Here is a 25,836-nt window from a genome sequence, read left to right as displayed (position 1 = left end):
ATTTAAATGTCACATTCATGATTTATCTTTATCGGATCAAAAAGATTTAAAGTTTTTTATAGCAAAAAGCTTTGCAAATCAAATTGATGTTTGTAAAGCTAAAGAACATGTTCAAAATTTTTTACAAGAGTTACACGAGCTATGGGAAGATTTATTTGAAGAGATATTGGAAGACAAGCCTGCATATAGTTTAGACATTGACGGAGCAACATACTATGCCGCATTAGATTTTACCGAATTAAATCAAAATAATATGCTGAATACAAGATTTAGCACAACCTCCCTTGATTTTCATTTAATAGAAACGCTACCTAACTTTTCTAGTGACAAACAAAAATATAAGGCTGAACTAACCTTTACAGAATTAAAACAAAATAATTTTGCAAAAATATATTTGGAAAAACAACAATATAACTCTCAAAGTATTCTTATTTCAAATATACAAAATAATCACAATAATTATTATTTCCTAAGATTATAAACCTTGAAGAACAAGTTACCATAGATATATTAAATAATTTATTATTAGGTGCTTATAAAATAAATGTAATTTTTTTGAATCCAATAACGAATCAGCAATATATTTTAGATTACCTAATAATGAAAGGCTTGCCATGAAAGTTTTTAGTTTAAATAATCAGCCTATATTAAAAGAAAATAAATTTGAAAATTCTATATTATTTTTAAGTACAAAAATAAACGAAAATGGTGATGTTGACTATAGTGAAGGCTTTAGTACTGATATAGCCAATGGTCAAATAAATGCTTCTTATATAACTCCTCTAAGCGAGATAATGGATTCTAAAAAAATAATCATATGCCAAATAAAATTATACTATTTCTTATATCATGTTTATTAAATACTGATTTATTAGCCGATACCGATAAGCGGTTAAAAGATATTGCACCCTATCCTACACCACTTGAAAATCAAAAGCGTTATGTAATTCATTTACCTACAGAGTCCAATGAAGAAAAGCTAAAAGTAGAATTGCAAGCAACAAAAAATGCAATGCAAGATTGTAATCGTGTTTGGTTTGGTGGTAAGCTGGAAACAAAAACTTTAGAAGGATGGGGATATAATTATTATATAATTGATCAAGTTAGCGATCACCCTGCTAGTACAATGATGGCATGCCCAAACGTAAAAGCAACCATACAACCGGTTAGTGTATTTTTAGGCGATGAAACATTTTTAAGATATAATAGCACACTACCTATCGTAGTATATGCTCCAAAAGATGTTGAACTACATTACGTTATTTGGCATCAAAATGATACAATCAATTCTGCAAAGGAAGAATAGGACCATACTATTCTTCAAAAAAATTTAATATACTATATGACATTTAACGTCATCGCGAGCAGTCGTAGACTGCGTGGCAATCCAGAAAAAATAATCAAAAATTCTGTAAATCAGAAATTTTTACTAGATTGCTTCGTCGAAACTTGCAGTTTCTTCTTGCAATGACGAAGACTAACATACAACAAGGTCCGTAGTCACTCACAGTTAACATACTAAATTACTCAAAATCTTCCTCTACAGCTTCAACTGCTTGCACTTCCGGTACAAAATGTTTAAGCATGGACTCAATGCCGTTTTTTAATGTGATGGTGGAACTAGGACATCCAAGGCATGCACCACGAAGTGCTAATTTAACTACACCGTTTTCAAAGCCTTTATAGATTATGTCGCCGCCGTCTTGTGCAACAGATGGACGCACCCTAGTTTCAATAATCTCTACGATTTGCTTCTCTATTTCCGAAAGACCATCAAGTTTATGATTTACATTATCTGCTTTGGTGTTTTCTTCAAATACAGGAAAGCCTGAAACAAAATGATCCATAATAACCATTAAAATTTCAGGCTTTATAACTTGCCAATTACCTTCAGCTTGTTTAGTTACTGTTATAAAATCACTACCGAAAAACACCGATTTTACATTATTAATATAAAATAATGATTCTGCAAGTTTGCTTCTTCCTTTTACTTCAGCAAGCTCACTAAAAAATACCGGCTGATCACTACTTATTTCCTGCCCTGGGAAAAACGTTATTGCATCCGGATTTGGAGTATCTTCAGTTTGAATAAACATAATTAAAGCACACTAATAAATTTGTTGATTATTATAAATTGATAGTACTACTTTTACAATATATTTGTATTTAGGCATTTTTACATGGCGCTCAAAAGTATGTCATTCCTGCGGCAGCAGGAATCCAATACTACCTATCCACGTCATTGCGAGAAGGCATTTATGCCGACGAAGCAATCTCATGCAATTTAAGAGAGATTGCCACGTCGCTACGCTCCTCGCAAGGCATTGTTGCAGGGACCGGTAAAGCACTCGGTGTCAAGCCACGGGATGACAGAGGTGAAATTGATCCACACAACAACGCCTCCTCGCAATAAAAATTATAAATATTTTGCTAGATTCCCACTTTAGCTAGAAATAACATAAGACGGCAAATATCTAATTAATATATAAGCCGGTATAAAACAAAATCCTGCTACAATAAAGAAATAAGTCCAGCCTAAATAAGTAGCTGAATAGCCTGAAATACTACCAAACAATATGGTACTAATATAAGCAATAGAAGTAATTAAAGCAATTTGGGTTATACAATATTTAGAACTACAGCATCTTAATTGGTAAGAAAAAAACGGCGACATAGTTAAGCCCTTGGTAAATTCTTGAAAGAAGACCGCTATATACAAACTTGTAATATCTCGATTATAAAAATAGAGAAATAAAAAAGATAGGCTAGATAAAGCATGATATATTAATGCTCTTTTAAGCAAATACGAATATTCATATTTTCGGCACAAAAACCCACCTATAAAACCTCCAAGGATTGTAGCACACATACCGAAAGCTTTATATCCAAGGGCTAAATCTTTCTTCGTATACCCAATATCGAGATAAAACATATTCGGCATAATTGACAGAAAATTATCTTGAAGACGATATAGAAGCATAAAACTAACAATTATTAGCCATTTAGGTTTCTTGACAAAATCATAAAAAGCATGCCAAAATCTATCAAAATCATTAATAATTATCTTATCTTTAAATTTAAGCGGATAGATTATAATTAATAGTAATGACGGTATACATAAAATTGCCATAGCACGATAAACATCTTGCCAGGATATGATAGTAGATAAATATAACGCTCCTGAACCTGCTATAAGTATACCTATTCTAAAGCCTGTAGTACAAGCTGCCTCACTTATGCCCCAATTTTTATTTGTAATCAGTAACATCTGTGATGATTGAAGTAACATATCATAAATGGACGAAAAAAATGCCACAGCTACTAAGCATAAAGCAAATGGTATAAAATGAGTGTTAGGGTTAAAATTTGTTAGAACATATACACAAAAAATACAACTAACCAAAGCAATAATTAAACAATATTTATATCCCCGCTTACTTAAAGGAGCAAAACTTACTTTTTCAAGCAAAGGACCCCATAAAAATTTAAATATATGAATAAAATTCACTAAACTAAAAAGCCCGATAGTGATTTTATCAAAACCGGATTCTCGAAGCCAAAAAGAAAGAGTTGAACCGGTAAGTAAATAAATTAAACCTCCAGGAAAAGAAATTATTAATATAAAGAAAATATTAGATATATATTGAAATCGTGAAAAATTTAAACTTATGAATTTATCCTCCTTTAAAATATACGGTTGTCATTCCTGCAAAGGCATCGCCCGCATGGATATCTAATCGTCATTGCGAGCAGCCATAAGGCTACGTGACAATCTCATGAAATAATAATTAACTCTTGAGATTGCTTCGTCAATTACTTACGTAATTTCCTCGCAATGATATAAATGACGTAAATCTAAACTACGATACTTTCTTTCTTTTATTACTGTAGCTGTTACCATCAAAGGTTCTTTTACGGCTACTATCAAAAGCATTAAACTTTTTACCGTCACCGCCGGCTCTTTTACCGAATGATCTTTTACGATTATTTTTATCACTTCTAAACTCACTACGTGGCGTATATTCTCCTTTATTTACTAGACGATCGATTGCACGCCATCTAATAACATCATCAGGAGAAATAAAAGACAACGCATGTCCGGTAGCCCCTGCTCTACCCGTTCTACCTATCCTATGTAAATAATCCTCAGGACACATAGGTAAATCATAATTAATAACATGCTGTGTATGAGGAATATCAAGCCCACGAGCCGCTACATCAGTTGCTACCATTATTCTATGGTTTGACTTACGAAATGATAAAATTACTCTTTCACGTTGACGCTGACTTAAATCACCGTGTATAGCTTCTGCTGTATGATTTTCATATTTCAACATTTTAGCTAATTGATCGGCAGAGCGTTTAGTCTTCACAAAAATAATGACCGATCCTTCCCTATTACCAAGTTGTTTAGTTAATTCACTAAATTTTTCTTTATCAGAAACATGCATTGATTCTTGTTTTATTTCTGCAGCTGCTTTATTAGTAGCACCTACCGTAATACGTACCGGATTGTTTAGATATTTTTGAGAAACAGCAATAATATGTTTTGGCATAGTAGCGGAAAACATTAAAACTTGTCTTTGTTCCGGTAAAAATTTATTGATTTCTTCTAATTGTTCTTTCATCCCCATATCAAGCATTCTATCCATTTCGTCAAGTACGGTTATGCCTATACGATCAATTTTTAGACTTCCCCTATTTAAGTGATCGATAATACGCCCCGGCGTACCGATAATCACTTTTGGATTCTTTTTTAATTGCATAAATTGTTTAGGCATCGGTTCACCGCCTATCAAAACTGCACTATTAATTTTATAGGATGTAGTTACTTTATTTAAAGTACTGTGTATTTGCGTTGCTAATTCTCTAGTCGGAACAAGAATTAAAGCAGTAGTTTTATTTTTAATAAATGAATCAATTAACGGCAATAAATACGCAAGAGTTTTGCCTGAACCTGTTTGGCTAGAAGCGAGTATGTCCGATCCCGCCATTGCAACCGGAATCGATTGCTTTTGTATTTCAGTCGGCTCAGTTATATTCATTGTCTCGAGAGCAATAATTAATTCTTCAGATAAATTAAAATTTTTCATTATATAATCCAATATAGTTTTAAATCAAAATATGCACATTATTGATTAGACCTCTTAACATAACTCATGTCTTAAAGATATATGAGACATCGACGCTGCTCTCTCATCCTGACATACTTAAAACTATGTACGCTGCGTAGAGTAGCAGTTCTTATTCCCTTTATAAGATAAGTTATGTAAGAGGTCTATTGTATAAAAAATAAGTTATAGTAAATTAAAATAACGACTTATATAATTATCCTGAATCAAAAAATATGCTTAAGCTAGATTACAAAACACCCACTAAATACATAAAACGATAATGAATAATGAAACTATTTTAGAATCTTATTCAAGCCAGAATAATATTATTAGATTTAGGGCATTTTCATGCCCTTTAGTAAAAATAATTTATTATACTTAAAATTATATAGGTTATTATAAAACAAAAACAAAATATTTACTATTTTGATAAAGATGACCAGGCTACCCTAAATTATAAACAATTTTGGATAGCTGCTTTTGGTATTATAAATTTATTTAATTCTGAGGTTAACAGCATAGGCTTTTCCTTGCTTTTCTTCAAGATCAAAAATTACATCTTGTCCTTCTTCAAGGCTATGTAAACCTGCCGCGTCTACGGCTGATTTGTGTACAAACACATCTTTGCCACCATTGTCCTGTTCAATAAATCCAAAATTCTTTGTAGAATTATACCACTTAACTTTACCTACTATATTTGTAGCCATAAAAACCTTTATTAGATAGAAATTACTTATTTGAACTTAACACACGCTTATAATAACTAAAACTTAAATTTTACTTTAAGCCTTACTTAAATTAAGAGCCGATAAAAATTCATTATGCAAAACTACCTTACCTTGCGGCATTTGTCAATAAACATGTCAATAACATGCAAGAGAAAGTATTACTTCCTGAAACTAATCTATCATATTATTACTATTTTGTCACTATTTAAGTTAATTATCTAATAAATATAATGAGTAAACTAACGATTTTAAATGTGTTTAATAACTTTTTCATATCAGACTAATATATTAACGATAAAAGTACTTGCTTTTTCGTATTTTTTTATTAATCTGTCCACTTAGCAAATGCAACCTTAATATCCACAGCTGCCCGCGTGATGGAATGGTAGACATAACGGACTTAAAATCCGTGGAGTGTAAGCTCTTGCCGGTTCAAGTCCGGCCGCGGGTACCATTCGCCATTTTTAGGCAAATTCACCAATGTATCAAACAGCGAACGCAGCATAAAATCAAGCTTTTCAGGTTTCAATATTAAGTTCCTAAATATTAATTTACTAAACGTCTTTTTTCGCTCACGCTGGAACTTTTAAATATCTTATAGGCACTTGAGGCTGTTGATAGGCAACCTGTAGCGATAACCGAAATTAATGCGTAGCTGTGACCCTAATGTATTAATTCACATCGCAACTAAATATTATGAGTGAAACTGATTTAGAGATTGCCACAAAAAACTAATCACCAAACCAATGCTATTTAATATGTTTACTTTAGCTGAACATTTGTATAAGACAATTGTCGAAATCAAGCAAATTACAATAGACGAATAGCATCACTGCTTCGCTTATTTTAGACTAAAGAAATCTAGCAAACAGAATAGATTGAAAAGGCAATAAGTAAAAGCTTTGCAGCGTTTTTTACTTAATAATACATACGCTTTAATAAATGTTGTTTATTATATTGTACTTTAGAATTTGTAGGATCAAGTGCAATTGCTTTATTATAAGACTCAAGAACTAAATTGTATTTACCCCGTAAATAGAAAAAGCCGTATTTTTGAGTAAGATAGATTTATTAAATATATAATTATTGACTTATTCCCCCCCTATAAATTACTTCTCTCACATTATAATTAAACTCTATCATTAATATATAAGCTAATTTTAAAGAGTTAAAATATAAAAATTTTAACCTCTGAGTCTTATATTGATGAAGAGGAAGAAAAGAAATTAAAAGCTCAAAATGCATAGTTTTGACTAGTTTTTTAACTTTCTGTTATTTCTTTTTTAACTATATAGACGAAAAAGCAGCAGAATATAAACTACAGCAAGAAGCAGAAGCAAAAAAGTTAGATAAAGCTGAATGATGCAAGCTATAATATTTCAGCAATTCTCAAATAATCTTGAGGGGCAAGATTTTCAGCACGATAATTATCATTGATTTTCAACTGAGTTAATACTTCATGTATATTAGGTACAAGATTTTTCAGTGATGATTTGATCATTTTCCGTCGTCCTGCAAAAGCAAGCTTTGTTATTTGCTCAACTTTATTTATCAGAGCAATAGACGGCGGATTTTCTAAAGGTATTAGTTTAACTATCGCAGAATATACTTTAGGAGGTGGATAGAAAGCAGTTGGCGCTACGTCAAAGCACTTTTCCACTTTAGCTATTAACTGACATATTACCGATAACCTGCCATATGCTTTAGTTGAGGGTATAGCACAAATACGTTCTACTACTTCCTTTTGTAACATTAGCGTCATACTAGTAATTAGCCGTGCTTCTTTCAGCCATCTAATCACTAACTCAGTACCTATATGGTACGGTAAATTAGAGATTATAGTTACTTTATAGTCAATTGATTTAGACTCGCCTATATCGTTCGCTCTGCTATTAGTTATAGGCTTCGCTTCTCGCTTCTTGTATGCAAATCCAACTGAATTGACTATATCACAGCTTAAATCGGTTAAATTTATTTTAAGAGCATCTTGTTTAATAATATTTAGATTAGGATAATATTCTTTAATCTCATTAAGGAGCGGAAGGCATCTCTCATCTGTTTCTATAACAGTTAAGGATTCAGGATTTTTCTGCAATATTGACCTAGTTAACCCTCCTGTGCCGGGCCCTATTTCTAATACTCGGCTATTTTCTGCCAGGTTACTTGCACGTACGATTTTATCACATAGACTACTGTCAAAAATAAAATTTTGTCCGTGCTTTTTAAGAGGATCAACTTGATGTAAAGCTGCGTGTTTTGCAATTGAAGGGAGCATAGGGTATGTCATTCCCGTGAAAGCGGGAATCCAGTAAAACATATAAAAACTTGTTTTTATATGTTTGTTTTTATCAAATATAATTCTGTATTAATAATCACAAGGTTATTTTTCTGGATTCCCGCCTACGCGGGAATGACATAGAATAACACACACTAAGACGGCAGCATTATTTTTATAGCTGCTTTCTTACGCATATTTTCAAACATTTTTTGTGCTTTTTGCGAAATCTTTTTATTGGTTAGGAAATTTACTACATAATTATTTTCATCTTCATTAACATTTAAGATTTTTTTGCTGCACACTAATGTTATTTCAAATTTGTTATTTACTTCAAAAACATTACTTGCTTTATCAGGAGTTAAGTCCTTTACAATAGTTTGTTTTACGCCTTCTATCTTGCTCAGCTTATCGATAATAATTTGCATAGTAGCAAAATTATCATAAAGCGATTTTTTAACATCCGCACATTTTTTTAGTCGATTTTTCAAATTATTCATCTGCGTAAACGCTTTATTGCCACCATCTTTAGATGTAAATACTTGCATTGAAATTTCTACGTCTTTTTGATCGCTAGATAAAATTGCAACATCTATTTCTTTATTACTTACTTGTACCGATCTTGATATACTTGATAAAATAGTCATTTTAATCAACTCGGATTTAATTTGGGAAATAAAACTATCAGGATTAACCGATCTGCTTTTTAGATACTGAAGAAGAGAACCGTGAGGCATTTTATTACGATCTTCAATAGACTTAATAGCGTTCTCTATCTCTTCTTGCGGAATTTCTCTATCTCCTGCATATTGAAAAAGCAAAGATTCGTCAATTAAGCTCTTAAGTGCTAAGTCACTTAGCTGCTTATCTTGAGCAGGCGTTAGACTTTCAACATTATTTAGTGCCATAATCATTTTTTTTCTAGCACGGAACTCATTAAGAGTAATAGGTTCATCATTTACGGATGCTACTATATTCGGTAATGATGCTTGTGCTACATTAAAAGTAAAAAAAACGGTAATGATTAATAATAATTTTCTCATGTGATACTCTGAATAAGTGACCAGTAAGTAGACGAAGTTTTATTTGGAAAAGAGCAAGGAGTCTATAAGTCAAGGAGCGGAGCGTACATTTAGTACGTGAGCACCGCAGAACTTATAAGACGACATAGCCAATTTTTCAAATAAAACGAGTATACTCACATGTTTAAAACTTTTAAACCGATAGAAATAGTCGGCGAGGAGGTAGTCTTTTTGATTCCTCTACTTCCATCGGCTAGATAATCGGAATAAATCTTTGCAGTAATTCTAACACAATCTTTAGCATATGTCATCCTAATAGTTCGAGTAAGTAAATTTGGAGATCGTCTAGAAAGATCAATGCGTGCACCAAAGCCTATAGTCCAATTTTCCGCTAGCTGATAATTTATGTCTCCATAAAATTGTCGTACTCTATTATTTGAAACCTTTATACTTTCTACGGAATAATATTTGTTAAGATTGGTAAGCTGAATAAAACTACCTAGAAAGTTAATCTTATCATAGTTAAAATTTCCTCCTACTTCATCCCTAATAGGTCTGAAATATCTATCTTTCCGAAAGCTATAAAACACTTCTAAATTATTAGAAAGATTACCTAGTATCTGCCCTACATTTTCCTTATCATCAGCTGGCAAATCTATACTATATCTTGTATTACGGGAGTGTCCTAAAAATAATTTTAAATAATTTTCTTCTTTAGCAATACTAGTATTTAAGCCGTAACTTAATCTATTACCGAAATCATGGCAATCAATAGCGCTATAACGGTTGGATAAAAAGATATTTTTTTCGGATAATTCATATTTAGCAGGATCAATTACAACAAATTTTTTATCTTTCTTAGATAGTTTACGTCCCATAGTAAAAGAAACTACCGGCTCAATAAGTAAATTTATCGTTTTTGTTATATTGCCTACTAACGGATAACGCCATAAAGTTTGCAATTCCAGTATATTCCTTTGAAATGATTTACTTTCTCTCGGCTTATCTACATAAGCCCGCCTAGTAAGATAAAAATCGCCTCTATCTTTAGCAGCAAAATCAAAAATTTGTCCTGAAGCAGTCAGCACATTATGCATAAACGATAGTTGCAAAGAGGTTCTAGCAACTTGTTTTCCTATTCTTTCTTTGTACATTAACGTATTATTTTCAACAATGATATGGCTGTTGTCATTATCATTCAAATTTATCACGTTTTTTGTATTGATTTTTGGTAATACTAGAGGATCGGTATATTTACGATCATTACTACCTAAGCCTTGAAAACTTAATCCTTCCGCCGAAAAATAATCAGCCTCATGAATTTTATTTAAGAATATTTTAGAAGTTAAATATGAAGCGTAGTTATTATAATAATTTTTTAAATAAGCTTTATCCGATGTACGCTCCACCCTGAAACCGTAATCATAAACTTTATCGGTACTAATAAAATTACCGCTTGCTATATAATGATAAGAAGAAACTTTTTTATTTTTCACTACACTTCCATCTTTTTCTAGAAAATACGGTAATTTACCGTAACTAACTTGAAAATTCATATTATCGGTATCATTCAGACGATAACGTGCTTCTAGCTCATAAGTTTGATATTTACTAAAAATTCTTGGAGTGAGAGTAAAATCGATATTAGGTTTTGCACGTAGATATAGGGGGATGCCAAACCCTTTATTTTTGACGTCAGGTACCAATAATCCAGAAGTTGCAGGGGCCGTACGAGTCGGATGGAAAAAATACGGTAAGTAACAAATCGGTACACCGTATACTTCAAAAAACACGTTTTTATAAACTACTCTATGCTCTGCGGAATGAATATAAGTATCCTTAGCAGCAATTTGCCAAATAGGGTTTCTATTACAAGTAACATCACAAGGGGTAAACTCGGCATGGTGCAGCTTAAGATTATTTTCATCTATTCTTTCGGCAAGTTTAGCAATTAAAAGATTATTATCACCAGAAAGCAAAATGAATTCCGATATGATACCTTTCTTAAATTCATCTTTTAAAACCGCTTTGTCTCCCTCTATTATCCGATTTTGTTTATCCTTAATTCGGATATTACCTTCTGCCCATAAAATATCGTTTTCTATATCATAAAGTAAATTATCTGCCGTTAATAAATACTCATCCGTGATAATTCTTATATTACCTTTAGCATATATCAAATCCTGATTTTCATTATACTCTACGAAGTCAGCTATAATATTGCTTATTTTAATATTTTGACCATTCTTAGAAAGAGCGACAAAACTTACCAAAGAAAATATTATGATAATAAGCAAACATATTATTCGCAGTAGCATTTATATTAATAAATATATTTTAATAGTAAAAAATAATAGCAAGCTATTAGCAATATATCAAATAATAAAAAATTTTGCTTGCTCTTTTGTAGTACAAGGTTATTCTATGGAGATGATAATCATCATTATTGCGAGGAGATGCATAGCATCGACGTGGCCATCTCATGAAGTAGGATAAACTCCTGAGATTGCTTCGTCAAAACTTATAGTTTCTCCTCGTAATGACGAATAACGTGTTACCCTCAACGCAAAAAACCAAGTACTAATAAAATGCTAGACAATTTCATTGCACATCAAGCAACCAAAGAGTTTTCAGTTAGTGAGATTTCTAATAAAATCAAAGAGCTATTAGAAAATAATTTTGGCTATATTAAGGTAAAAGGCGAAATTTCAGGCTTAAAAATAGCAAACTCAGGTCATGCTTATTTTAACTTAAAAGAAAATACCGCCATTTTAGCCTGTACTTGCTGGCGTCCTATTCTTGCTAAAATCAAATTTTCTTTAAATGACGGCATGGAAGTAGTAATTAGCGGTAAACTCTCAAGTTATGCAGGTAATTCACGTTATCAATTATCGGTAGATAATTTGCAACCCACAGGACTTGGAGCTATGCTGCAAATTCTAAATGAGCGTAAAGCAAGGCTCGAGAAAGAAGGCTTATTTAATAAAATACGTATTCCTATACCCTTTTTACCTGATAAAATAGGCGTTATCACTTCAATAACCGGTGTTGTTATTAAAGATATTATTCATCGTATTCGCGAACGTTTTCCGACTCGGATAATAATATGGCCGGTTAGCGTACAAGGCGAAAATTCTGGCAATGAAATTGCTGAAGCAATTGAAGGATTTAACAATTTAGAAGAAGTAAATAAACCACGTGTTATAATCATTGCTAGAGGTGGCGGTTCTATAGAAGATCTTTGGTCATTTAACGATGAGATATTAGTACGTGCTGCTTATAACTCAAAAATTCCTATTATTTCCGCAGTAGGTCATGAAGTGGATTATACTTTAATAGATTTAGCAGCCGATAAAAGAGCTCCAACACCGACTGCTGCCGCAGAATTTGCTGTACCGGTACGCTCTATTTTAAATAATACGCTACAATCTTATGAAAAAATATTATTGAATAATACTAGCCGGTTAATTAAATATCACGAACAAAATATAGTAAATTACAATAAAATACACAGATATCTCTCTCACTATATAAATAATAGGCAGCAATTACTGGACGAAACCGGTTTTAATTTACTAGATGCTTTACCGTGCTTTATTGAACTACAAGAAACAAAGATTAAATCTTTTTCTAAAGAAAGAGTTAACCCTGCTAAAATAATCAATTACAAAACATTAGAATTAACACATCAAACAGCTTATCTATCAAAATCGGCAAATAATACTTTGAAAAACTTTGAGTATAAATTAGAATTAAATAGTACGTTACTTGCAAGCCTTGATTATCACAACGTATTAAAACGAGGTTTTGCTATAGTTAAAGGAGAAACGGGTAATTTTTTATCTTCTAAAATTACTGCTGCGAATGAAAAAATTTTTAATATTAAATTTTCTGACGGTGAAATTAAAGTAGTTCGTGCTTAAAGGCTTTGGTTTTTATACTTCTCATTTCTAAAAATTTGTATGCTTTAAGCATAGGCACGAACGAACAACAAGCAATTTTAGAATACGAAGGGACAGCTGATAAAAAAAACTTTGATAAATGCATGGTATGTAAATGAGCCTTATCAATACTTAAATTGCTGCTTCAAACGGTCATACTACCGTTTCCGGTATGGATATAGAATTAATGAACGCTATTGCTGCAAAAATAGGTATCAATATTGGGTACAATCAAGATAGCTGGTATCAAGTTAGATATTCAAAGCAGCAATGCCGACATGACAGCAGGAGCTGCTTATACTACTGAGAGGAGTTGCAATGGTTATTATTCACAAAATTGAGCCTCTAAGTTTTTGGAGACCGTTTTTTGCTTTCATTACAGCTAATTGCGATACAATATTACGAGATTTTATTATGAAAGAAAATTCAATTAAGAGGACATCAAGAGGAGTTAGTATTGCAATCACTGTATTTATGGGGTATAGCTTTAGCATATTATTAGATATGTACAGTAGTAATCCAAATTATCATACAATAAAATATTCAATGAATATAGTAATTGCCAGAGCATTTATTACTAGTCTCTTAGTTTATCATTTTGGTTTTCTTGAGTGGCGATTCCGTAATACAAAATTAGAAGATATAGCAAAACAAACATGAAGATAGCTACTTGGAATATTAATTCCATAAAAACAAGACTTAATTTATTGCGTAATTTTTTATCTAAAGAAAATCCGGATATTTTATTATTGCAAGAAATAAAATGCGAAACCGCAAAATTTCCTTTTGATGCATTATCCGATCTACCTTATAATTATTATGTTCACGGACAAAAATCATATAACGGCGTTGCTATAATTTCAAAATTTCCTGCCGATGAAATAATTAAGGATTTTCCGAATAATTACTGCAGTGATCAAGCAAGATTCTTAGAAATAAAATTATCATTACCTATAGGGTTTTGTAATATAATCTCGCTCTATGCTCCTAACGGTTCATTTGTCGGTAGCGATAAATTTGTAGCAAAACTAGCATTTTATGATAATTTTATCAATTATCTATCAACTACAAAATCTTTTGACGAAAAAACTATCATAGGCGGTGATTTCAATATTGCACCGTTCGATATAGACGTATATTCACCTAAGCTACTGGCTGAAACTACTTGTTTTACTGAGGTTGAACAAAAAAAATTACGTACTATTCTAAATTCCGGATTTGAGGATTTATACAGATTAATGCATCCGAGTAAACAAGAATTTTCATGGTGGGATTATAGAGCCGGATGTTTTGAACAAAATAAAGGTATGAGGATTGATATGATTCTTGGTTGTAATAATACTATTGACTATTTAGAAAATTGCTATATGGATTATAATTTAAGGACTCAAGAAAAACCTTCAGATCATATACCGGTAATTGCGAGTTTTAAGGGATAGTCAATGTGGAATGTTGCTATCTTAGGATGCCGTATGTCATTCCCGCGTAGGCGGGAGTCCAAAAAAATAGCTTTAATATTGATATAGGAGTTACATAATTTGATAAAATAACCATATAAAAACAAGTTTTTATATGATTTTAATGGATTCCCGCCTACGCAGGAATGACATAGACCACTTTTTAAAAATAAATATATGTCTCCAAAATTCATAACATTTTACGAAAAATATATGACGATTGTCGGTACAATCGGCAATTTTATGTTCTATATACAGGCTCATAAGATTTTCACCTGCCAATCTTCGGCTTCTGTTTCTATGCCCGCCTTTACTATAAGTGCTATTGCTCTTTGTAGTTGGCTTATATACGGCATATTAATAAAAAATACACCTATTATAATAGCAAATATAGTAGGTTTTATCGGGGCATTATTAGTTCTCTTAACCATAATAATATATTAAATAATGACTAAGAAAATCATTACTTTAGTTGGCCGTCCGAATGTAGGCAAATCAACGCTTTTCAATAGATTAAGCATACGTAAAAAAGCTATCGTTCACGATTTGCCAGGCGTCACTAGAGATAGAAAATATACAGACGGCAAAATCGGCTCTTTTGAATTTTTGTTAATTGATACCCCAGGACTTGACGAGAATCCTAATAGTATGGGAGAGAGGTTAATTGAGCAGACTACTAAAGCAATTTTAGAGGCAGATTTAATTTGCTTTATGGTTGACGGTAGAAGCGGAATATTACCTGATGATAAGCTACTTAGTAGTTTTGTTAGAAAATATAATAAGCCTGCTATATTGGTAGTTAATAAATGCGAGAAAGCTTTTGATTTTGATAAAGAGTACTACAAATTAGGGTTTGATAGTATGATAGCTATCTCTGCCGAACATGGCACAGGCTTAATTGCTTTATATGACGAAATTATTGCCAAGTTACCTGAAGAAGAATCAATCGAGACAAATATAGCCGATCCAATTAAAGGAGATTGTTTGCAGATAGTAGTTAGTGGCAGACCTAACGCCGGAAAATCTACTTTTATAAACGCTCTTATTAATGATGAAAGATTATTAACCGGTCCTGAAGCCGGCATTACTCGTGAATCAATTGAAATTGATTGGCAATATAAAAATAATCATATTAAATTGATTGATACAGCAGGACTCCGCAAGAAATCTACTATTACAGAGTCTTTAGAAAAATTATCGGCATCGGATACTATTAACAGTATTAAATTTGCTAATACCGTAATCTTAATGATTGATGCTTTAGCTCCTTTAAAACAGCAAGATTTAAATATTGCAAGCCATGTGGTAAATGAAGGAAGAAGTATAGTTATAGTAGTGAATAAATGGGATTTAGTTAAAGAATCCGAAAAAGAAGCATTTCAGGAAGAATTTTATTATCAGATAAATACTCATCTACCTCAAGTTAAAGGTATCCCCGTTCTATTCATTTCAGCAATAAATAAACAAAATATTGAACAAGTGCTAGATGCTTGTCTTAAAATTTATAAAATTTGGAATAAGAAAATAACTACTAGCAAATTAAATAAATGGCTTAATTTTACTACGGAAGCACATCTGCTGCCTTTACAAAAAGGAGGAAGAGTGCGTGTAAAATATATGACTCAAACAAAAACCCGCCCCCCTACTTTCAAGCTATTCTCCAATAATCCGGAAAAAATTACCGATAGCTATACTAGGTATTTAGTAAACAATATGCGTGAGGCTTTTGACATGCCGGGCGTTCCTATTAGATTCATTTACGTAAAAACTAAAAACCCGTATGTGTAGTTTAAAATTAATTAATAACAGTTTAGTTATTAGCACCGAAAAATCTGAATTAGATATATTACTAGATAATATTACTGATTCTAATTGTCATCATGAATTTATTAAGTAATGATAAGACTAAAGGTAATGAAATATGGTAACTTATATACTTTAACCAAGCTGTAAATTAGATAAGTTCGCTATTCCAAATACACTTATTTTTCTGTTTTTTTATATGTATTATTCCCGGCGGTAACAATATATAAATGTTCTAACTGCAAATCGGCAAGAACGATATGCATTGATTTAGTAATACTAGGAGCATCAGCATTTTTTACTTCAAAGCCGTATTTCTTACCATTCTTAATAATTAATAAATCTAATTCTGCTCCTGTTTGCGTTCGCCAAAAAAAATACTCTGCATCCGTTTTAAATTTACGTATTAACTCCTCTATTACAAACCCTTCAAATGAAAGACCACGTTTTGGATGAACATACCAATCATGTTCGTGAATCCCTAATAATGCATGTAGTATTCCGCTATCTCGTATATAGACTTTTGGTGCTTTCACTTGACGTTTTGAGATATTTTCATACCAAGGTTTTAATAGCCGAATCATAAAAGTTTGCTCTAATATTTCAGTATAACGTTTTATAGTCATATCCGTTAAACCGAGCGACCTTCCAAGCTCGCTATAATTTAATAATTGCCCATGATTATGAGCAAGCATCATCCATAACTACCTCATTACATGTGCATTAAGAAATATTCCTAAACTAGGCAAATCACGCTCAATAAAACTAGTGATGTAGCTATTACGCCATCTAAGACTTTGGACATAATTTTTTGCTAAATATGATTTAGGAAAACCACCTCTTAACCATAACTCCCTAAAATCATTTATCTCTATTAAATTGAACGGAGTAAGCTCCGTATATTCAATACGGCCGGCTAATGATTCTGAAGATTGTCGCAATAATTCTCCAGAAGCAATACCTAATATTAAAAATTTTTTGTTTGAGTAGTCAGCAACAACTCTTAAATAAGGAACAATTTTAGGTTGTCTTTGAATTTCATCAATTACTATTAAACCGTTTAAAGGCTCAAGAGTTATTTTAAGATTCTTAAATTGATCTAAGTGAGCTGGATCCTCAAGGTCAAAAAAGTAGCTCTTTGCATCTTCTTTAAGCTGTTTAATATAAGCGTAAGCTAAAGTAGTTTTACACCACATTGCCTTGGACCAAGAATAGCACAAATAGGGAATATCTCAAGGGCACCTGTGATATGTGTTAAATAATAATTTCTGTCTATCATTCTTGTAATTTCATAATGACACTTTGAATTTACAATATAATTTTACTCAAATAATAACAAGATGTTTCTAGGTCCTGTGCACTTTTGATTAATGATTATCATTATTAGATCTTTTTAAGCGAAAATTAATAAGATTTTTGAAGGAATAGTTATGCATATTTCAAAAAAATTTGATAATTTCCAACTAAAAAGAGCCATAATTATGATTATTCTATTAAAAGTGCACAGGACTTAGGCTCCTCTACCAGATTTTCCTATCTCTCTTTGTCTTTCTTCTAATACCTTACTTGTATGCGGTCCTACCGCTTCTTTATCTTTACTAAATTTACTTTTTCCTAAATTAACTATAGTTTCTGCTACTACTCCTAGCACTTTTGGATCTGATAATAATTTTACCGTATTCATGTTTGCTAAATTTATCGGCAATTTGAATTAATTCAGGTGCATGTTTACTTACCGGCTATCTTTACTAATTTTTCACCGTCTCATTTTAATTTTTGACCCTTAGGTGTTGTATTTCAAAACTCATCTACAACCGGTCCTAAACTACTTGCATGTTTTGTTAATAGTTCAGGAAGGTCTTTTTCAATTATTTTTCTTATTTCCGGATTATGGTTTTTAATTTGTATCAAAGGACTAATCAATTCCTTTACCTCTTTTACTTCTTTTGATTTCTCTTCCTTTGGAAGTGGCTTAATTAACTGAAATTTTTGTATCAGCAACTTTATCGCTATCGGGAAGAGCGAGGCTTGCAAGTTTAGTAATTGACGGCAGAGCATCTTTTAAAAAAGACGTAGATGCATCTAATGCCTTATGTATAAACTCCGGATCTTTCCCTTGTGATTCTATTCTTTCCGTTACTTTAGGATGTTTTAAAACATCTAATATATCCTGTTTATTACTATCTAAATATCGCGGTAATTTTTTGCTAAAACAGGAGATAAATCATCAATAATTTTTTTGGCATTTTCAACTAACTCTACTATTTGAGGTTTTTTGCCTTTTAATAACTCTTTTTTAGTTTCAGTATCTAACCCTTCCATATTTAGGTTAATTTTAGTCCAACGCTGATTTGCTTTAAGCTGACTATAAGCTTTTATAGCTGAAGGAGTACTTTCAATTAATTTTTCGCTAGAATTTACAAGTAGTGCTACTGTATTTGCAATTAATTCAGGTTTAGCGATTTTTTGTGCTTTAAATGTCATGTATATTTTTAATATAGCACCTTGAGATGACGCGTTTTTTTGTTTAATATTCTTATATATTTCTTGTACTTTTGGGTTTAAATCGCTTTCTAGTGCTTTAGATATTAAATCTACTCCTAGTGTAGATAATTCTCTGATAAATTTAGGACTTATTTTGTCTAATACATTTATTTTTTCTGTTTCGGAAGTTTGAAAGTTTTTTGTTATTTTGCTAAGCCTCTTATTTAAAATAGGCGTGAGAAGATATGGGATAACTTTAGACTGTAAAAGAGTTTCTTTTGAACTATTGGATAATAGTTTCGAAATGTAAAACAGAGGCACATTTTTTTATAAGCGATGCTGCATCTGCTATCATCTTGCAACCAGCGTCAATAGAACCTACACTAGTGGTAGCACTTCTCGCTTTTCTGAGGTTATTAAGCTCCAATGCAAGATCAGGTAAAACTTGAGAAGCCTCCCAGGTAAACTGCAATGCACTAGGAACATGCCCGACTGCTTGGATAACACTTTGTATTATACCTAAATTATCTTTATTAAGATCTAGATATCGTTTATTTATTTAACTCATCATATTTTTTGTTACCTGTGTCAGCTCCAAGAGCTAAATATCCAACTTGAACCCACGAAAGATTTTTATATTCTTCATCAAACTGTTGCCTTATATTATCAATGGATTCCTGCTCTTGCTCTCGGCTTTTAGACATTTAAATACCTTTATATAATTTAAAGGTTTATAAAATTTTACTTTTTAATTTTTGTTAATTTTAAAAGTCATGGTTATCTTGCAATGGTTTTTTACTATAATTTTTCATTTACCGGTAAATCCATACTAACCTCTCCACACAATAAAACAATATTCTCCATTACCTGAGGATCTATATCCGGGTTGTTATACTCTTTATTTTTCTGAATCCAGTTGTAATAGTAAGGGTCAGGCCATAATTCCATGATTTTCGGTAAAGATTTTTGCTGTATAGTACCGACATTATACTTGCGTTTTAAAACTTCAGCCGGCATTCACCCTACATCACCGATAAAATATATTTCTGAGAAATGCAAAATCGATTTAATATTATTATCGGGATCTATATGGATTTATAATATTCACGTTGTACATCATTAAGCAATTTCGCTACTATAAATGGTTTATCGAGATGTCTTTCTATACTTACTAAAGCTATATTTTCTAAGTTTTCGGGGTATTAAACAATTTTATCTAAAGCCGTTAATTTTGCAAACTCTTCCTCTCCTATTTTTTCTTTTAGGTCTCTTTTATATTTTTGTTCTTTATCTGAAGGAAATACTAATTTATCATTTTTACAATCAACCAAAAAAGGAGTAGTAATAGGATATTTAATAAATAAATCTTTTAGTTTCATAATAAAAAATTTCTTAAAATATAAGGCTAATTTTTTATATGTCAAATAATATCCTCTAGACTATCTAGGTCATGCTTTACCAATCGTAACAACTTCGCTTCAGGGCTTAGATTTTTCACGGCCCATTTTTTAATCCAAGGTTCGGCGAGCTGCCACATATTAACATTACCGTCTAACTGTCTGCCTATCCCTTCCACCATTATTAAAGTCTTTTGCAATAGCAACAACTCCGGTTGTACTTCCATGCCGAAATCTTCCGTGATTTTAAATAAATGTGCAAGCAGCTTACCTATGGAAATATTTTTTATGGGCGTCCCTACTATAGGCTCGGTAACTGCTCTACAACTTTGAGCGAATAAAGCTAAATCGGTATTTGATGGGATATAGCCGGCTCTTAAATGTACTTTAGCAACTAATTTATAATCACGCCTTAAAAAGCCAAATAGACTTTCGGCAACGGCTAAACGATCTTTTTCTTTAAGTCTGCCCATAATACCGAAATCAAGTAAAATTATTTTACCTTGCTTATTCACTAAAATATTCCCTGCATGTAAATCAGCATGAAAAAATCCGTCTCTATAGGCTTGATTGAAAAACATTACGGCAAAATCCTGAGATATTTTTGCAGGCTCTAACCCCATTTCCTTTAGTAGCAAAGTATCATATATAGAAGTGCCATCTAACCACTCGGTGGTTAGTATATTTTCTGATGTTAACTCCCAATATATTTTAGGGATTATCACGTTAATATCATTTCGCATATTATCCGTAAGCTCAGAAGCTGCTGCCGCCTCTAAACGTAAATCAAGCTCAAATTTCATAGTTTCATGAAATTTATCGACTACTTTAATCGGTTTGAGCCTTTTTGCTTTAGAAAATTTTGAGATAATTTTTGCAAGAAAATATAGCAGCTTAATATCTCTGTTATATTTTTTATGAATACCCGGACGCAAAATTTTTACCGCAACATATTCACCGGTTATAAGTTGTGCTTTATGTACCTGCGAAATTGATGCGGCAGCGATGGGGGTATCGTCGAGGTGTAAGAAAGGGAGGACGTCATGGCTCACAGTCATAGACTGCGTGGCAATCTTTTGTTTGCTTGCTGAGATTGCTTCGTCGACATAAATGTCTCCTCGCAATGACGTTATCAACCTTCTCGCCACCCCACCATCAAACGGAGGTAGCTTATCTTGCAGTAACCTTAAATAACCTGCTATCTCTGCTCCTACTAAATCGGCTCTTGTCGAAAGAGTTTGTCCAAATTTTATATAAATAGGTCCAAGATCACTTAAACAATCTATTAAGCGTTTGCCGTAATCTTCCCGTGATTTTTTTATTAACGAGACCGGAGCAAAAAATAAGGCTAATATATAACCGATAAACCTGCAATATTTAGGGCTTCTTGAATCAATTAAGATTTGCTTTTTACTGATGATACGAAAAATACGTATTAAATTAAAAAAATTACTTATCATCTATTATATACTCCGAAGTAAAATAAAGAATAGTATACGAAGATCAACTTCAAAAAGAGCAAGGAGTTCACAAGTCGAGGAGCGGAGCGTATACTTAAATACGTAAGTACCGCAGATCTTGTAGAACGACGTAGCCAATTTTTGAAGTTCATCGAGTATACGCACTGTGGATAGCAACTATTCCGCCACTTAGATTTTTATAACCGACTTCCTCAAAACCGGCGTCTTTAATCATTATTCTAAACTCGTCTTGTGAGGGGAATAAATCTATACTTTCGACCAAATATTCATATGCCTCTTTATTACCCGCTATCATTTGACCAATACTCGGTATAATATTAAATGAGTAGAATTTATAGAAATCTTTTATGTACCCTTCCTTTACTTTTGAAAACTCAAGACATATAAACTTACCCATTGGCTTTAAAACCCTACATGCTTCCTTTAAAGCCTTATTTATATCAGGTACGTTTCTAATACCGAATGCTATAGTATAATAATCAAAACTATCATCCGGAAATGGTAGTTCTTCAGCACTTGCTACAGTAAATTTAAGATTTTGAAATAAATTCAGATCTATTGCTTTTTTCTTAGCTTGCTTTAACATTTCTTCATTAATATCACTTAAATTTAAAGAGATATTATTAACTCTATCTCTTGCTTTTTTAGCAAGTTTTAAAGCAATATCACCGCTACCGCTCGCAACATCTAATATATGCGAGTTAAGATTTGGAATTTGCCTAATAAATTCATCTTTCCATAAGCGATGTAATCCCAAACTCATTAAGTCATTCATTAAATCATACTTATCAGCGACATTAGAAAAAACGTTATTTACTAAACCTTGTTTTTTAGTGTAGTCTACTTTTTTAAAGCCAAAATTTGTTTGGTTCATAGTTTTTTATTATAAATATTAGTATCAAATGCCGGAACTTCCTGAAGTAGAAACTCTTAAAAACTCTCTAAAAGATAAGCTAATCGGGCTTATTATAGAAAATGTAGAGTTAAAAAGAGATAATTTACGTTATAAGCTATCCCCGCTTTTAGCTACAGAAATCTTAAATACTAATATACTGGATGTTAGGCGTCGTGCAAAATATTTAATTATAGATTTTAATAATAATTATTCTTTAATATTTCATCTAGGCATGAGCGGCAGATTTACTCTGCAATCTGCTAATTATAAAACTCAAAAACACGATCATGTGATTTTTGATTTAAGTAACGGCGCAAAGTTAATTTTCAACGATACTAGACGATTCGGTATGATTTATAGTTTTAAGACTGATCTCTTAGAAAAAGAATTTTTTAATGATTTAGGCATAGAGCCTTTTTCTGATTTATTGACGTTAGAATATCTAAAAGATAAGCTACAAACTAAAAAAATACCAATCAAAAACTTGATTATGGATAATAGAGTTATAGTCGGAGTCGGTAATATCTATGCTTCCGAAAGTCTGCATTTAGCTAGAATTCATCCGGATAAATCAGGTAGCGATTTAAGGGATGATGAAATAGAAAAGTTAATTAAAGCGATTAGAGATGTGTTAACTAAAGCTATAACTGCCGGCGGTACTACTCTTAAAGATTTTGTAAACGGCGATAACAAACCTGGTTATTTTACTAAGCAACTTAAGGTTTACGGTAGAGAGGGACAAAGTTGTTTAAGCTGCTCTAGCACTATTATCAAGATAAAGCATTCAGGCAGAAGTACTTTTTATTGTAAAACTTGCCAATATAGTTAATTCACTTGACATATTTTTTAAAACTATTTATAAAGCTCTTTATTATTTAATTCAATTAATAGTTGTAAAATATATGAAAGTAGACTCCTTACATAACCTATCTTATAAAGAGGAATTTGAAGGAGACATGAAACGCAGCACCGCAGCGTACAAAAAGGTAAGTGAGGATGCGAGTATTGGATCGACGTATATCGCAGATACTTCAGAAGTTGGGAGTCAAATAAGTGGTGAGCCTGTACAGCGTATAAAAATACCTGAGCACAGGCAAATCCTGAAATTTAACGTACCAAAATCTTGAAGTATCAAAGGTATACAAATTACCTTTAAAGGAGGTTATGCAAGGAGTCTAATAAAACCGGTGATTATGGCAGGAGGTAACGGTAAAAGACTATGGCCTTTGTCATCTAAGGCTAAACCGAAACGGTTTAAAAAAATATTGAGTGATCTAACTTTACTTCAGCAAACATTAAACCGAAATAAATTTTTAGGACAACCTACTATTATTACTTCCAAAAAATATGAATCAATCACTAAAGAACAAGCAGCAGAAATAGATGTAGAAATAGCATTAATTACCGAGCCTTTACAAAAAAATACTGCAGTTTGTGCCATTATTACGGCATTATCGGCTACAGCACTAGGATTTGATATTGTAGTGTTACTACCTTCAAACCATCATATAGCGGATGATATAAATTATCTTAATACTATAAATAAAGCTTTACATTATGTTCATGAATTCGGCATTTGCACTATATTCCTATAAATGTTATAAGTGCCAAGTATGGCTATATAAATACAGGATTATCAATTGCAGAAAATGTTTATCTAGTTGATCATTTAATTGAAAAACCTATATTAGAGCAAGCAAACAAACATTTTCAAAGTAATGAATATTTTTGGAATTCAGGAATTTGTGTATACGATGTTAACTTCTTCTTAAACTTAGCAATGAACCTTCAACCTGATTTATTCTGTATTGCAGAAAAAGCATTTAATACTGCCGTAAAAAATGAGAATAGTTTGGCCATAGACAATGAGGCTTATAATAAAATCGCAGCAATTATCTATAGACAATACCATAATGGAATATATTTCGGGAATGGTCATGATAAAAGCCGATTTTGCTTGGAACGATCTTGGTACTTGGCATTCCTTATTACAGGTAAAACACCGGAATATAAACGATAATTATTGCGAGGGAAACGTAGTAACAAGCAATACTACAAACTCTTTCATTAGTTCTAATAATAAATTAAGGTCTTGACAATTTCATAATTATCGATACTATGAAAACGGTCTTTTGGTTGCCGATACATCAAAAATGAATGATCTAGAGAAAGCTAAAATCCTATTTACTGCTCTTTTTAACGGAAAATCTGATTCATCACCAAATTATGAAATATATGAAAAAGCTTTTCTAAATAATATTTTATCTTCTGAAGAAATAAAATTAGAAATTATGAAGGGAAATAACGAAGCTTGTTATATTCTTGCTAAAACTTACGAAATAATTAATCGTAACACCCCCAAGATGAATATAATATGTTATTAACATTGATTGGAAGTAAATTAGGAAATACAGAATGCACACAGCTTGTTTATTCATATCCTATAAAATATACAAACTTTGAATCTACTGTTAACAATTTTATTCAAGACTATATAGGACAACTTAATATCACTTTTGATGATGCTATATTATCAGCTGCTTACTCCGATACTTTAAATACTTCAATGTTAGGAGACCCAAATTATAATAATATGTATAACCTTGGTTGAACACCGCTAATATTCAAGGCTATTGACATAGAGTTATTGCTTATATATCCTATTTTTATGAGTTTAAACCTCATCATTCAAATATAGCTAATCTTATAAACTTCAAAAATCTGTAAGTTATAGGAACAACTTAGTAATAAAGCGGTTGATTTTAGTTGAGTTACAACATGGAAAATACTACAGAAGAACAAACAATAATATCTGAAGTCAAAAATGATGAAGACATAGATGAAGAAGAGAAAAGGTTAAAAGCAGAAGATTCACGAAAGCAACTTAAAGCAATACTAATAACATTTGGTATTATTCGGTTTTTTAACTTTTACTTATTTCTTTTTTAATTACATCGAAGAAAAAGCGGAAGAATACAGACAACAGCAACAACAAGAAATTCAAAAGACTAATAAGAGTTGAATATTAGATTACCACACTTCTCCTTTAATTATGATCTTGTTGTATGGCTGCGATATAATTCCAGCAAGGTATTGTTGCGTGGATACCACCCCGTCATTGCGAGCGACTGAAAGGAGCGTGACAATCCAGAAAAAATAACAAAAAAATGCTGTAAATCAGCATTTGTTACTGAATTGCTGCATCAATTACTTACGTAATTTCCTCGCAATGACGGAAA

General features: G+C 31.9%; 29 protein-coding genes, 1 tRNA gene and 3 pseudogenes. 16 read left to right on the top strand and 17 right to left on the bottom strand.

Annotated features, from left to right (window positions below):
• Nucleotides 1-166: 166 nt before the first annotated feature.
• The 3 genes from WSW_RS1000000114150 (at nt 167) to eco (ending at nt 1,306) form a co-directional block, all read left to right on the top strand.
• On the top strand, nt 167-481 hold the full coding sequence (locus tag WSW_RS1000000114150; RefSeq protein WP_238528536.1) for a hypothetical protein: 315 nt from the start codon (nt 167-169) through the stop codon (nt 479-481).
• Between the two features lie 133 nt (nt 482-614).
• Entirely contained in the window at nt 615-860 is a 246-nt protein-coding gene (locus tag WSW_RS1000000114145) for a hypothetical protein (RefSeq protein ID WP_238528535.1), read from the top strand.
• Nucleotides 818-1,306, top strand: coding sequence for a serine protease inhibitor ecotin (gene eco, locus WSW_RS1000000111040; protein ID WP_016917428.1), 489 nt, complete (start codon nt 818-820; stop codon nt 1,304-1,306). Before WSW_RS1000000114145 ends, eco begins: the two co-directional genes overlap by 43 nt.
• Nucleotides 1,307-1,523: 217 nt before the next feature.
• On the opposite strand, the gene WSW_RS0105795 is transcribed toward eco, so the two are convergent.
• The 4 genes from WSW_RS0105795 to WSW_RS0105775 all read right to left on the bottom strand — a co-directional run bounded on the left by WSW_RS0105795 (nt 1,524) and on the right by WSW_RS0105775 (nt 5,821).
• Nucleotides 1,524-2,096 carry a NifU family protein gene (locus WSW_RS0105795; RefSeq protein WP_016917427.1) on the bottom strand — a complete coding sequence of 191 codons (573 nt, stop codon included), beginning with the start codon at nt 2,094-2,096 and terminating at the stop codon, nt 1,524-1,526.
• Nucleotides 2,097-2,443: 347 nt separating this feature from the next.
• A complete protein-coding gene (locus tag WSW_RS0105785; protein WP_083832962.1) occupies nt 2,444-3,670 on the bottom strand; it encodes an MFS transporter in 1,227 nt (408 codons plus the stop codon).
• A 190-nt stretch (nt 3,671-3,860) separates the two neighbouring features.
• Nucleotides 3,861-5,093, bottom strand: a complete 1,233-nt coding sequence (locus WSW_RS0105780; protein ID WP_016917424.1) for a DEAD/DEAH box helicase — start codon at nt 5,091-5,093, stop codon at nt 3,861-3,863.
• A gap of 515 nt (nt 5,094-5,608) precedes the next feature.
• Nucleotides 5,609-5,821, bottom strand: a complete 213-nt coding sequence (locus tag WSW_RS0105775; protein WP_004997759.1) for a cold-shock protein — start codon at nt 5,819-5,821, stop codon at nt 5,609-5,611.
• A gap of 389 nt (nt 5,822-6,210) precedes the next feature.
• On the opposite strand from WSW_RS0105775, the gene WSW_RS0105770 reads away from it, so the two are divergent.
• Nucleotides 6,211-6,296: transfer RNA gene (locus WSW_RS0105770), tRNA-Leu, on the top strand.
• A gap of 464 nt (nt 6,297-6,760) precedes the next feature.
• On the opposite strand, the gene WSW_RS1000000114140 is transcribed toward WSW_RS0105770, so the two are convergent.
• The 4 genes from WSW_RS1000000114140 to WSW_RS0105750 all read right to left on the bottom strand — a co-directional run bounded on the left by WSW_RS1000000114140 (nt 6,761) and on the right by WSW_RS0105750 (nt 11,457).
• Complete coding sequence (locus tag WSW_RS1000000114140) at nt 6,761-6,910, bottom strand: tetratricopeptide repeat protein (RefSeq protein WP_156793069.1); 150 nt, start codon at nt 6,908-6,910, stop codon at nt 6,761-6,763.
• 301 nt (nt 6,911-7,211) lie between these two features.
• Entirely contained in the window at nt 7,212-8,117 is a 906-nt protein-coding gene (gene rsmA / locus WSW_RS0105760) for a 16S rRNA (adenine(1518)-N(6)/adenine(1519)-N(6))-dimethyltransferase RsmA (protein WP_016917423.1), read from the bottom strand.
• Between the two features lie 155 nt (nt 8,118-8,272).
• Nucleotides 8,273-9,160 carry a SurA N-terminal domain-containing protein gene (locus WSW_RS0105755; protein ID WP_016917422.1) on the bottom strand — a complete coding sequence of 296 codons (888 nt, stop codon included), beginning with the start codon at nt 9,158-9,160 and terminating at the stop codon, nt 8,273-8,275.
• A 155-nt stretch (nt 9,161-9,315) separates the two neighbouring features.
• The gene (locus WSW_RS0105750; protein ID WP_032850276.1) at nt 9,316-11,457 is read right to left on the bottom strand and encodes an LPS-assembly protein LptD; all 2,142 of its coding nucleotides are present in this window, start codon (nt 11,455-11,457) and stop codon (nt 9,316-9,318) included.
• Here WSW_RS0105750 and WSW_RS0105745 point away from each other — a divergent pair.
• The 6 genes from WSW_RS0105745 (at nt 11,423) to der (ending at nt 16,325) form a co-directional block, all read left to right on the top strand.
• Nucleotides 11,423-11,635, top strand: coding sequence for a hypothetical protein (locus WSW_RS0105745; RefSeq protein ID WP_016917420.1), 213 nt, complete (start codon nt 11,423-11,425; stop codon nt 11,633-11,635). The two genes, WSW_RS0105750 and WSW_RS0105745, sit on opposite strands and share 35 nt — an antisense overlap.
• Nucleotides 11,636-11,727: 92 nt before the next feature.
• Complete coding sequence (gene xseA, locus WSW_RS0105740; RefSeq protein WP_016917419.1) at nt 11,728-13,062, top strand: exodeoxyribonuclease VII large subunit; 1,335 nt, start codon at nt 11,728-11,730, stop codon at nt 13,060-13,062.
• Between the two features lie 336 nt (nt 13,063-13,398).
• Entirely contained in the window at nt 13,399-13,740 is a 342-nt protein-coding gene (locus tag WSW_RS0105735; RefSeq protein ID WP_016917418.1) for a hypothetical protein, read from the top strand.
• Nucleotides 13,737-14,519, top strand: coding sequence for an exodeoxyribonuclease III (xth, locus tag WSW_RS0105730; RefSeq protein ID WP_016917417.1), 783 nt, complete (start codon nt 13,737-13,739; stop codon nt 14,517-14,519). Before WSW_RS0105735 ends, xth begins: the two co-directional genes overlap by 4 nt.
• A gap of 195 nt (nt 14,520-14,714) precedes the next feature.
• On the top strand, nt 14,715-14,981 hold the full coding sequence (locus WSW_RS1000000112380; RefSeq protein ID WP_016917416.1) for a SemiSWEET family transporter: 267 nt from the start codon (nt 14,715-14,717) through the stop codon (nt 14,979-14,981).
• A 3-nt stretch (nt 14,982-14,984) separates the two neighbouring features.
• Nucleotides 14,985-16,325 carry a ribosome biogenesis GTPase Der gene (gene der / locus WSW_RS0105720; protein ID WP_016917415.1) on the top strand — a complete coding sequence of 447 codons (1,341 nt, stop codon included), beginning with the start codon at nt 14,985-14,987 and terminating at the stop codon, nt 16,323-16,325.
• Nucleotides 16,326-16,475: 150 nt separating this feature from the next.
• Here the strand turns inward: der and WSW_RS1000000113990 are convergent.
• The 9 genes and pseudogenes from WSW_RS1000000113990 to ubiE form a co-directional block, all read right to left on the bottom strand.
• A pseudogene (locus tag WSW_RS1000000113990) lies at nt 16,476-17,619 on the bottom strand (ATP-binding protein).
• A 231-nt stretch (nt 17,620-17,850) separates the two neighbouring features.
• The gene (locus WSW_RS1000000112135) at nt 17,851-18,024 is read right to left on the bottom strand and encodes a hypothetical protein (RefSeq protein ID WP_016917414.1); all 174 of its coding nucleotides are present in this window, start codon (nt 18,022-18,024) and stop codon (nt 17,851-17,853) included.
• A gap of 113 nt (nt 18,025-18,137) precedes the next feature.
• Nucleotides 18,138-18,398: a hypothetical protein gene (locus tag WSW_RS1000000113260; protein ID WP_016917413.1), complete on the bottom strand. Its 261-nt coding sequence runs from the start codon at nt 18,396-18,398 to the stop codon at nt 18,138-18,140.
• Between the two features lie 126 nt (nt 18,399-18,524).
• Entirely contained in the window at nt 18,525-19,145 is a 621-nt protein-coding gene (locus WSW_RS1000000113255; protein ID WP_016917412.1) for a hypothetical protein, read from the bottom strand.
• Between the two features lie 230 nt (nt 19,146-19,375).
• The gene (locus tag WSW_RS1000000113250; protein WP_016917411.1) at nt 19,376-19,528 is read right to left on the bottom strand and encodes a hypothetical protein; all 153 of its coding nucleotides are present in this window, start codon (nt 19,526-19,528) and stop codon (nt 19,376-19,378) included.
• A 94-nt stretch (nt 19,529-19,622) separates the two neighbouring features.
• On the bottom strand, nt 19,623-19,841 hold the full coding sequence (locus WSW_RS0105690; RefSeq protein WP_016917410.1) for a hypothetical protein: 219 nt from the start codon (nt 19,839-19,841) through the stop codon (nt 19,623-19,625).
• A 185-nt stretch (nt 19,842-20,026) separates the two neighbouring features.
• Nucleotides 20,027-20,248, bottom strand: coding sequence for a hypothetical protein (locus WSW_RS0105685; RefSeq protein ID WP_016917409.1), 222 nt, complete (start codon nt 20,246-20,248; stop codon nt 20,027-20,029).
• Complete coding sequence (gene ubiB, locus WSW_RS0105680; protein WP_016917408.1) at nt 20,245-21,681, bottom strand: 2-polyprenylphenol 6-hydroxylase; 1,437 nt, start codon at nt 21,679-21,681, stop codon at nt 20,245-20,247. The genes WSW_RS0105685 and ubiB overlap by 4 nt, the downstream gene beginning before the upstream one ends.
• A gap of 148 nt (nt 21,682-21,829) precedes the next feature.
• Nucleotides 21,830-22,576, bottom strand: a complete 747-nt coding sequence (gene ubiE / locus WSW_RS0105675; protein ID WP_016917407.1) for a bifunctional demethylmenaquinone methyltransferase/2-methoxy-6-polyprenyl-1,4-benzoquinol methylase UbiE — start codon at nt 22,574-22,576, stop codon at nt 21,830-21,832.
• 28 nt (nt 22,577-22,604) lie between these two features.
• On the opposite strand from ubiE, the gene mutM reads away from it, so the two are divergent.
• The 6 genes and pseudogenes from mutM to WSW_RS1000000109600 all read left to right on the top strand — a co-directional run bounded on the left by mutM (nt 22,605) and on the right by WSW_RS1000000109600 (nt 25,619).
• The gene (gene mutM, locus WSW_RS0105670) at nt 22,605-23,426 is read left to right on the top strand and encodes a bifunctional DNA-formamidopyrimidine glycosylase/DNA-(apurinic or apyrimidinic site) lyase (RefSeq protein ID WP_016917406.1); all 822 of its coding nucleotides are present in this window, start codon (nt 22,605-22,607) and stop codon (nt 23,424-23,426) included.
• A 73-nt stretch (nt 23,427-23,499) separates the two neighbouring features.
• Nucleotides 23,500-24,192 (top strand): annotated as a pseudogene (locus tag WSW_RS1000000113985) (sugar phosphate nucleotidyltransferase).
• Complete coding sequence (locus WSW_RS1000000113660) at nt 24,174-24,617, top strand: sugar phosphate nucleotidyltransferase (protein WP_274378116.1); 444 nt, start codon at nt 24,174-24,176, stop codon at nt 24,615-24,617. The pseudogene WSW_RS1000000113985 and the gene WSW_RS1000000113660 overlap by 19 nt, the downstream one beginning before the upstream one ends.
• 133 nt (nt 24,618-24,750) lie before the next feature.
• Nucleotides 24,751-24,981, top strand: coding sequence for a hypothetical protein (locus WSW_RS1000000112375; RefSeq protein WP_032850272.1), 231 nt, complete (start codon nt 24,751-24,753; stop codon nt 24,979-24,981).
• Nucleotides 24,972-25,208: a hypothetical protein gene (locus WSW_RS1000000112370; protein ID WP_029375013.1), complete on the top strand. Its 237-nt coding sequence runs from the start codon at nt 24,972-24,974 to the stop codon at nt 25,206-25,208. The genes WSW_RS1000000112375 and WSW_RS1000000112370 overlap by 10 nt, the downstream gene beginning before the upstream one ends.
• 167 nt (nt 25,209-25,375) lie before the next feature.
• A pseudogene (locus WSW_RS1000000109600) lies at nt 25,376-25,619 on the top strand (RP671a family tick cell line-upregulated protein).
• Nucleotides 25,620-25,836 lie beyond the last annotated feature (217 nt).

The sequence above is a fragment of the Rickettsia honei RB genome (assembly GCF_000263055.1).
GTDB classification, from domain to species: Bacteria; Pseudomonadota; Alphaproteobacteria; order Rickettsiales; family Rickettsiaceae; genus Rickettsia; species Rickettsia rickettsii.
The sequence above is the reverse complement of the archived record's forward strand: the minus strand, read 5'-3'. Positions and strand labels throughout refer to the sequence as shown.

Bases quoted from the DNA above. Each gene is read 5' to 3' on its own strand.
- WSW_RS0105755 (WP_016917422.1), bottom strand. From the start codon at position 9,160: ATGAGAAAATTATTATTAATCATTACCGTTTTTTTTACTTTTAATGTA.
- WSW_RS0105750 (WP_032850276.1), bottom strand. From the start codon at position 11,457: ATGCTACTGCGAATAATATGTTTGCTTATTATCATAATATTTTCTTTG.
- WSW_RS0105745 (WP_016917420.1), top strand. From the start codon at position 11,423: ATGATAATAAGCAAACATATTATTCGCAGTAGCATTTATATTAATAAA.
- WSW_RS0105735 (WP_016917418.1), top strand. From the start codon at position 13,399: ATGGTTATTATTCACAAAATTGAGCCTCTAAGTTTTTGGAGACCGTTT.
- WSW_RS1000000112380 (WP_016917416.1), top strand. From the start codon at position 14,715: ATGTCTCCAAAATTCATAACATTTTACGAAAAATATATGACGATTGTC.
- WSW_RS0105780 (WP_016917424.1), bottom strand. From the start codon at position 5,093: ATGAAAAATTTTAATTTATCTGAAGAATTAATTATTGCTCTCGAGACA.
- xseA (WP_016917419.1), top strand. From the start codon at position 11,728: ATGCTAGACAATTTCATTGCACATCAAGCAACCAAAGAGTTTTCAGTT.
- WSW_RS0105690 (WP_016917410.1), bottom strand. From the start codon at position 19,841: ATGCCGGCTGAAGTTTTAAAACGCAAGTATAATGTCGGTACTATACAG.
- WSW_RS1000000113260 (WP_016917413.1), bottom strand. From the start codon at position 18,398: ATGCTCTGCCGTCAATTACTAAACTTGCAAGCCTCGCTCTTCCCGATA.
- WSW_RS0105775 (WP_004997759.1), bottom strand. From the start codon at position 5,821: ATGGCTACAAATATAGTAGGTAAAGTTAAGTGGTATAATTCTACAAAG.
- WSW_RS0105795 (WP_016917427.1), bottom strand. From the start codon at position 2,096: ATGTTTATTCAAACTGAAGATACTCCAAATCCGGATGCAATAACGTTT.
- WSW_RS1000000112375 (WP_032850272.1), top strand. From the start codon at position 24,751: ATGAATGATCTAGAGAAAGCTAAAATCCTATTTACTGCTCTTTTTAAC.
- WSW_RS1000000112370 (WP_029375013.1), top strand. From the start codon at position 24,972: ATGTTATTAACATTGATTGGAAGTAAATTAGGAAATACAGAATGCACA.
- eco (WP_016917428.1), top strand. From the start codon at position 818: ATGCCAAATAAAATTATACTATTTCTTATATCATGTTTATTAAATACT.
- ubiB (WP_016917408.1), bottom strand. From the start codon at position 21,681: ATGATAAGTAATTTTTTTAATTTAATACGTATTTTTCGTATCATCAGT.
- WSW_RS1000000113250 (WP_016917411.1), bottom strand. From the start codon at position 19,528: ATGTCTAAAAGCCGAGAGCAAGAGCAGGAATCCATTGATAATATAAGG.
- WSW_RS1000000114145 (WP_238528535.1), top strand. From the start codon at position 615: ATGAAAGTTTTTAGTTTAAATAATCAGCCTATATTAAAAGAAAATAAA.
- xth (WP_016917417.1), top strand. From the start codon at position 13,737: ATGAAGATAGCTACTTGGAATATTAATTCCATAAAAACAAGACTTAAT.
- rsmA (WP_016917423.1), bottom strand. From the start codon at position 8,117: ATGCTCCCTTCAATTGCAAAACACGCAGCTTTACATCAAGTTGATCCT.
- ubiE (WP_016917407.1), bottom strand. From the start codon at position 22,576: ATGAACCAAACAAATTTTGGCTTTAAAAAAGTAGACTACACTAAAAAA.
- der (WP_016917415.1), top strand. From the start codon at position 14,985: ATGACTAAGAAAATCATTACTTTAGTTGGCCGTCCGAATGTAGGCAAA.
- WSW_RS1000000112135 (WP_016917414.1), bottom strand. From the start codon at position 18,024: ATGAATACGGTAAAATTATTATCAGATCCAAAAGTGCTAGGAGTAGTA.
- mutM (WP_016917406.1), top strand. From the start codon at position 22,605: ATGCCGGAACTTCCTGAAGTAGAAACTCTTAAAAACTCTCTAAAAGAT.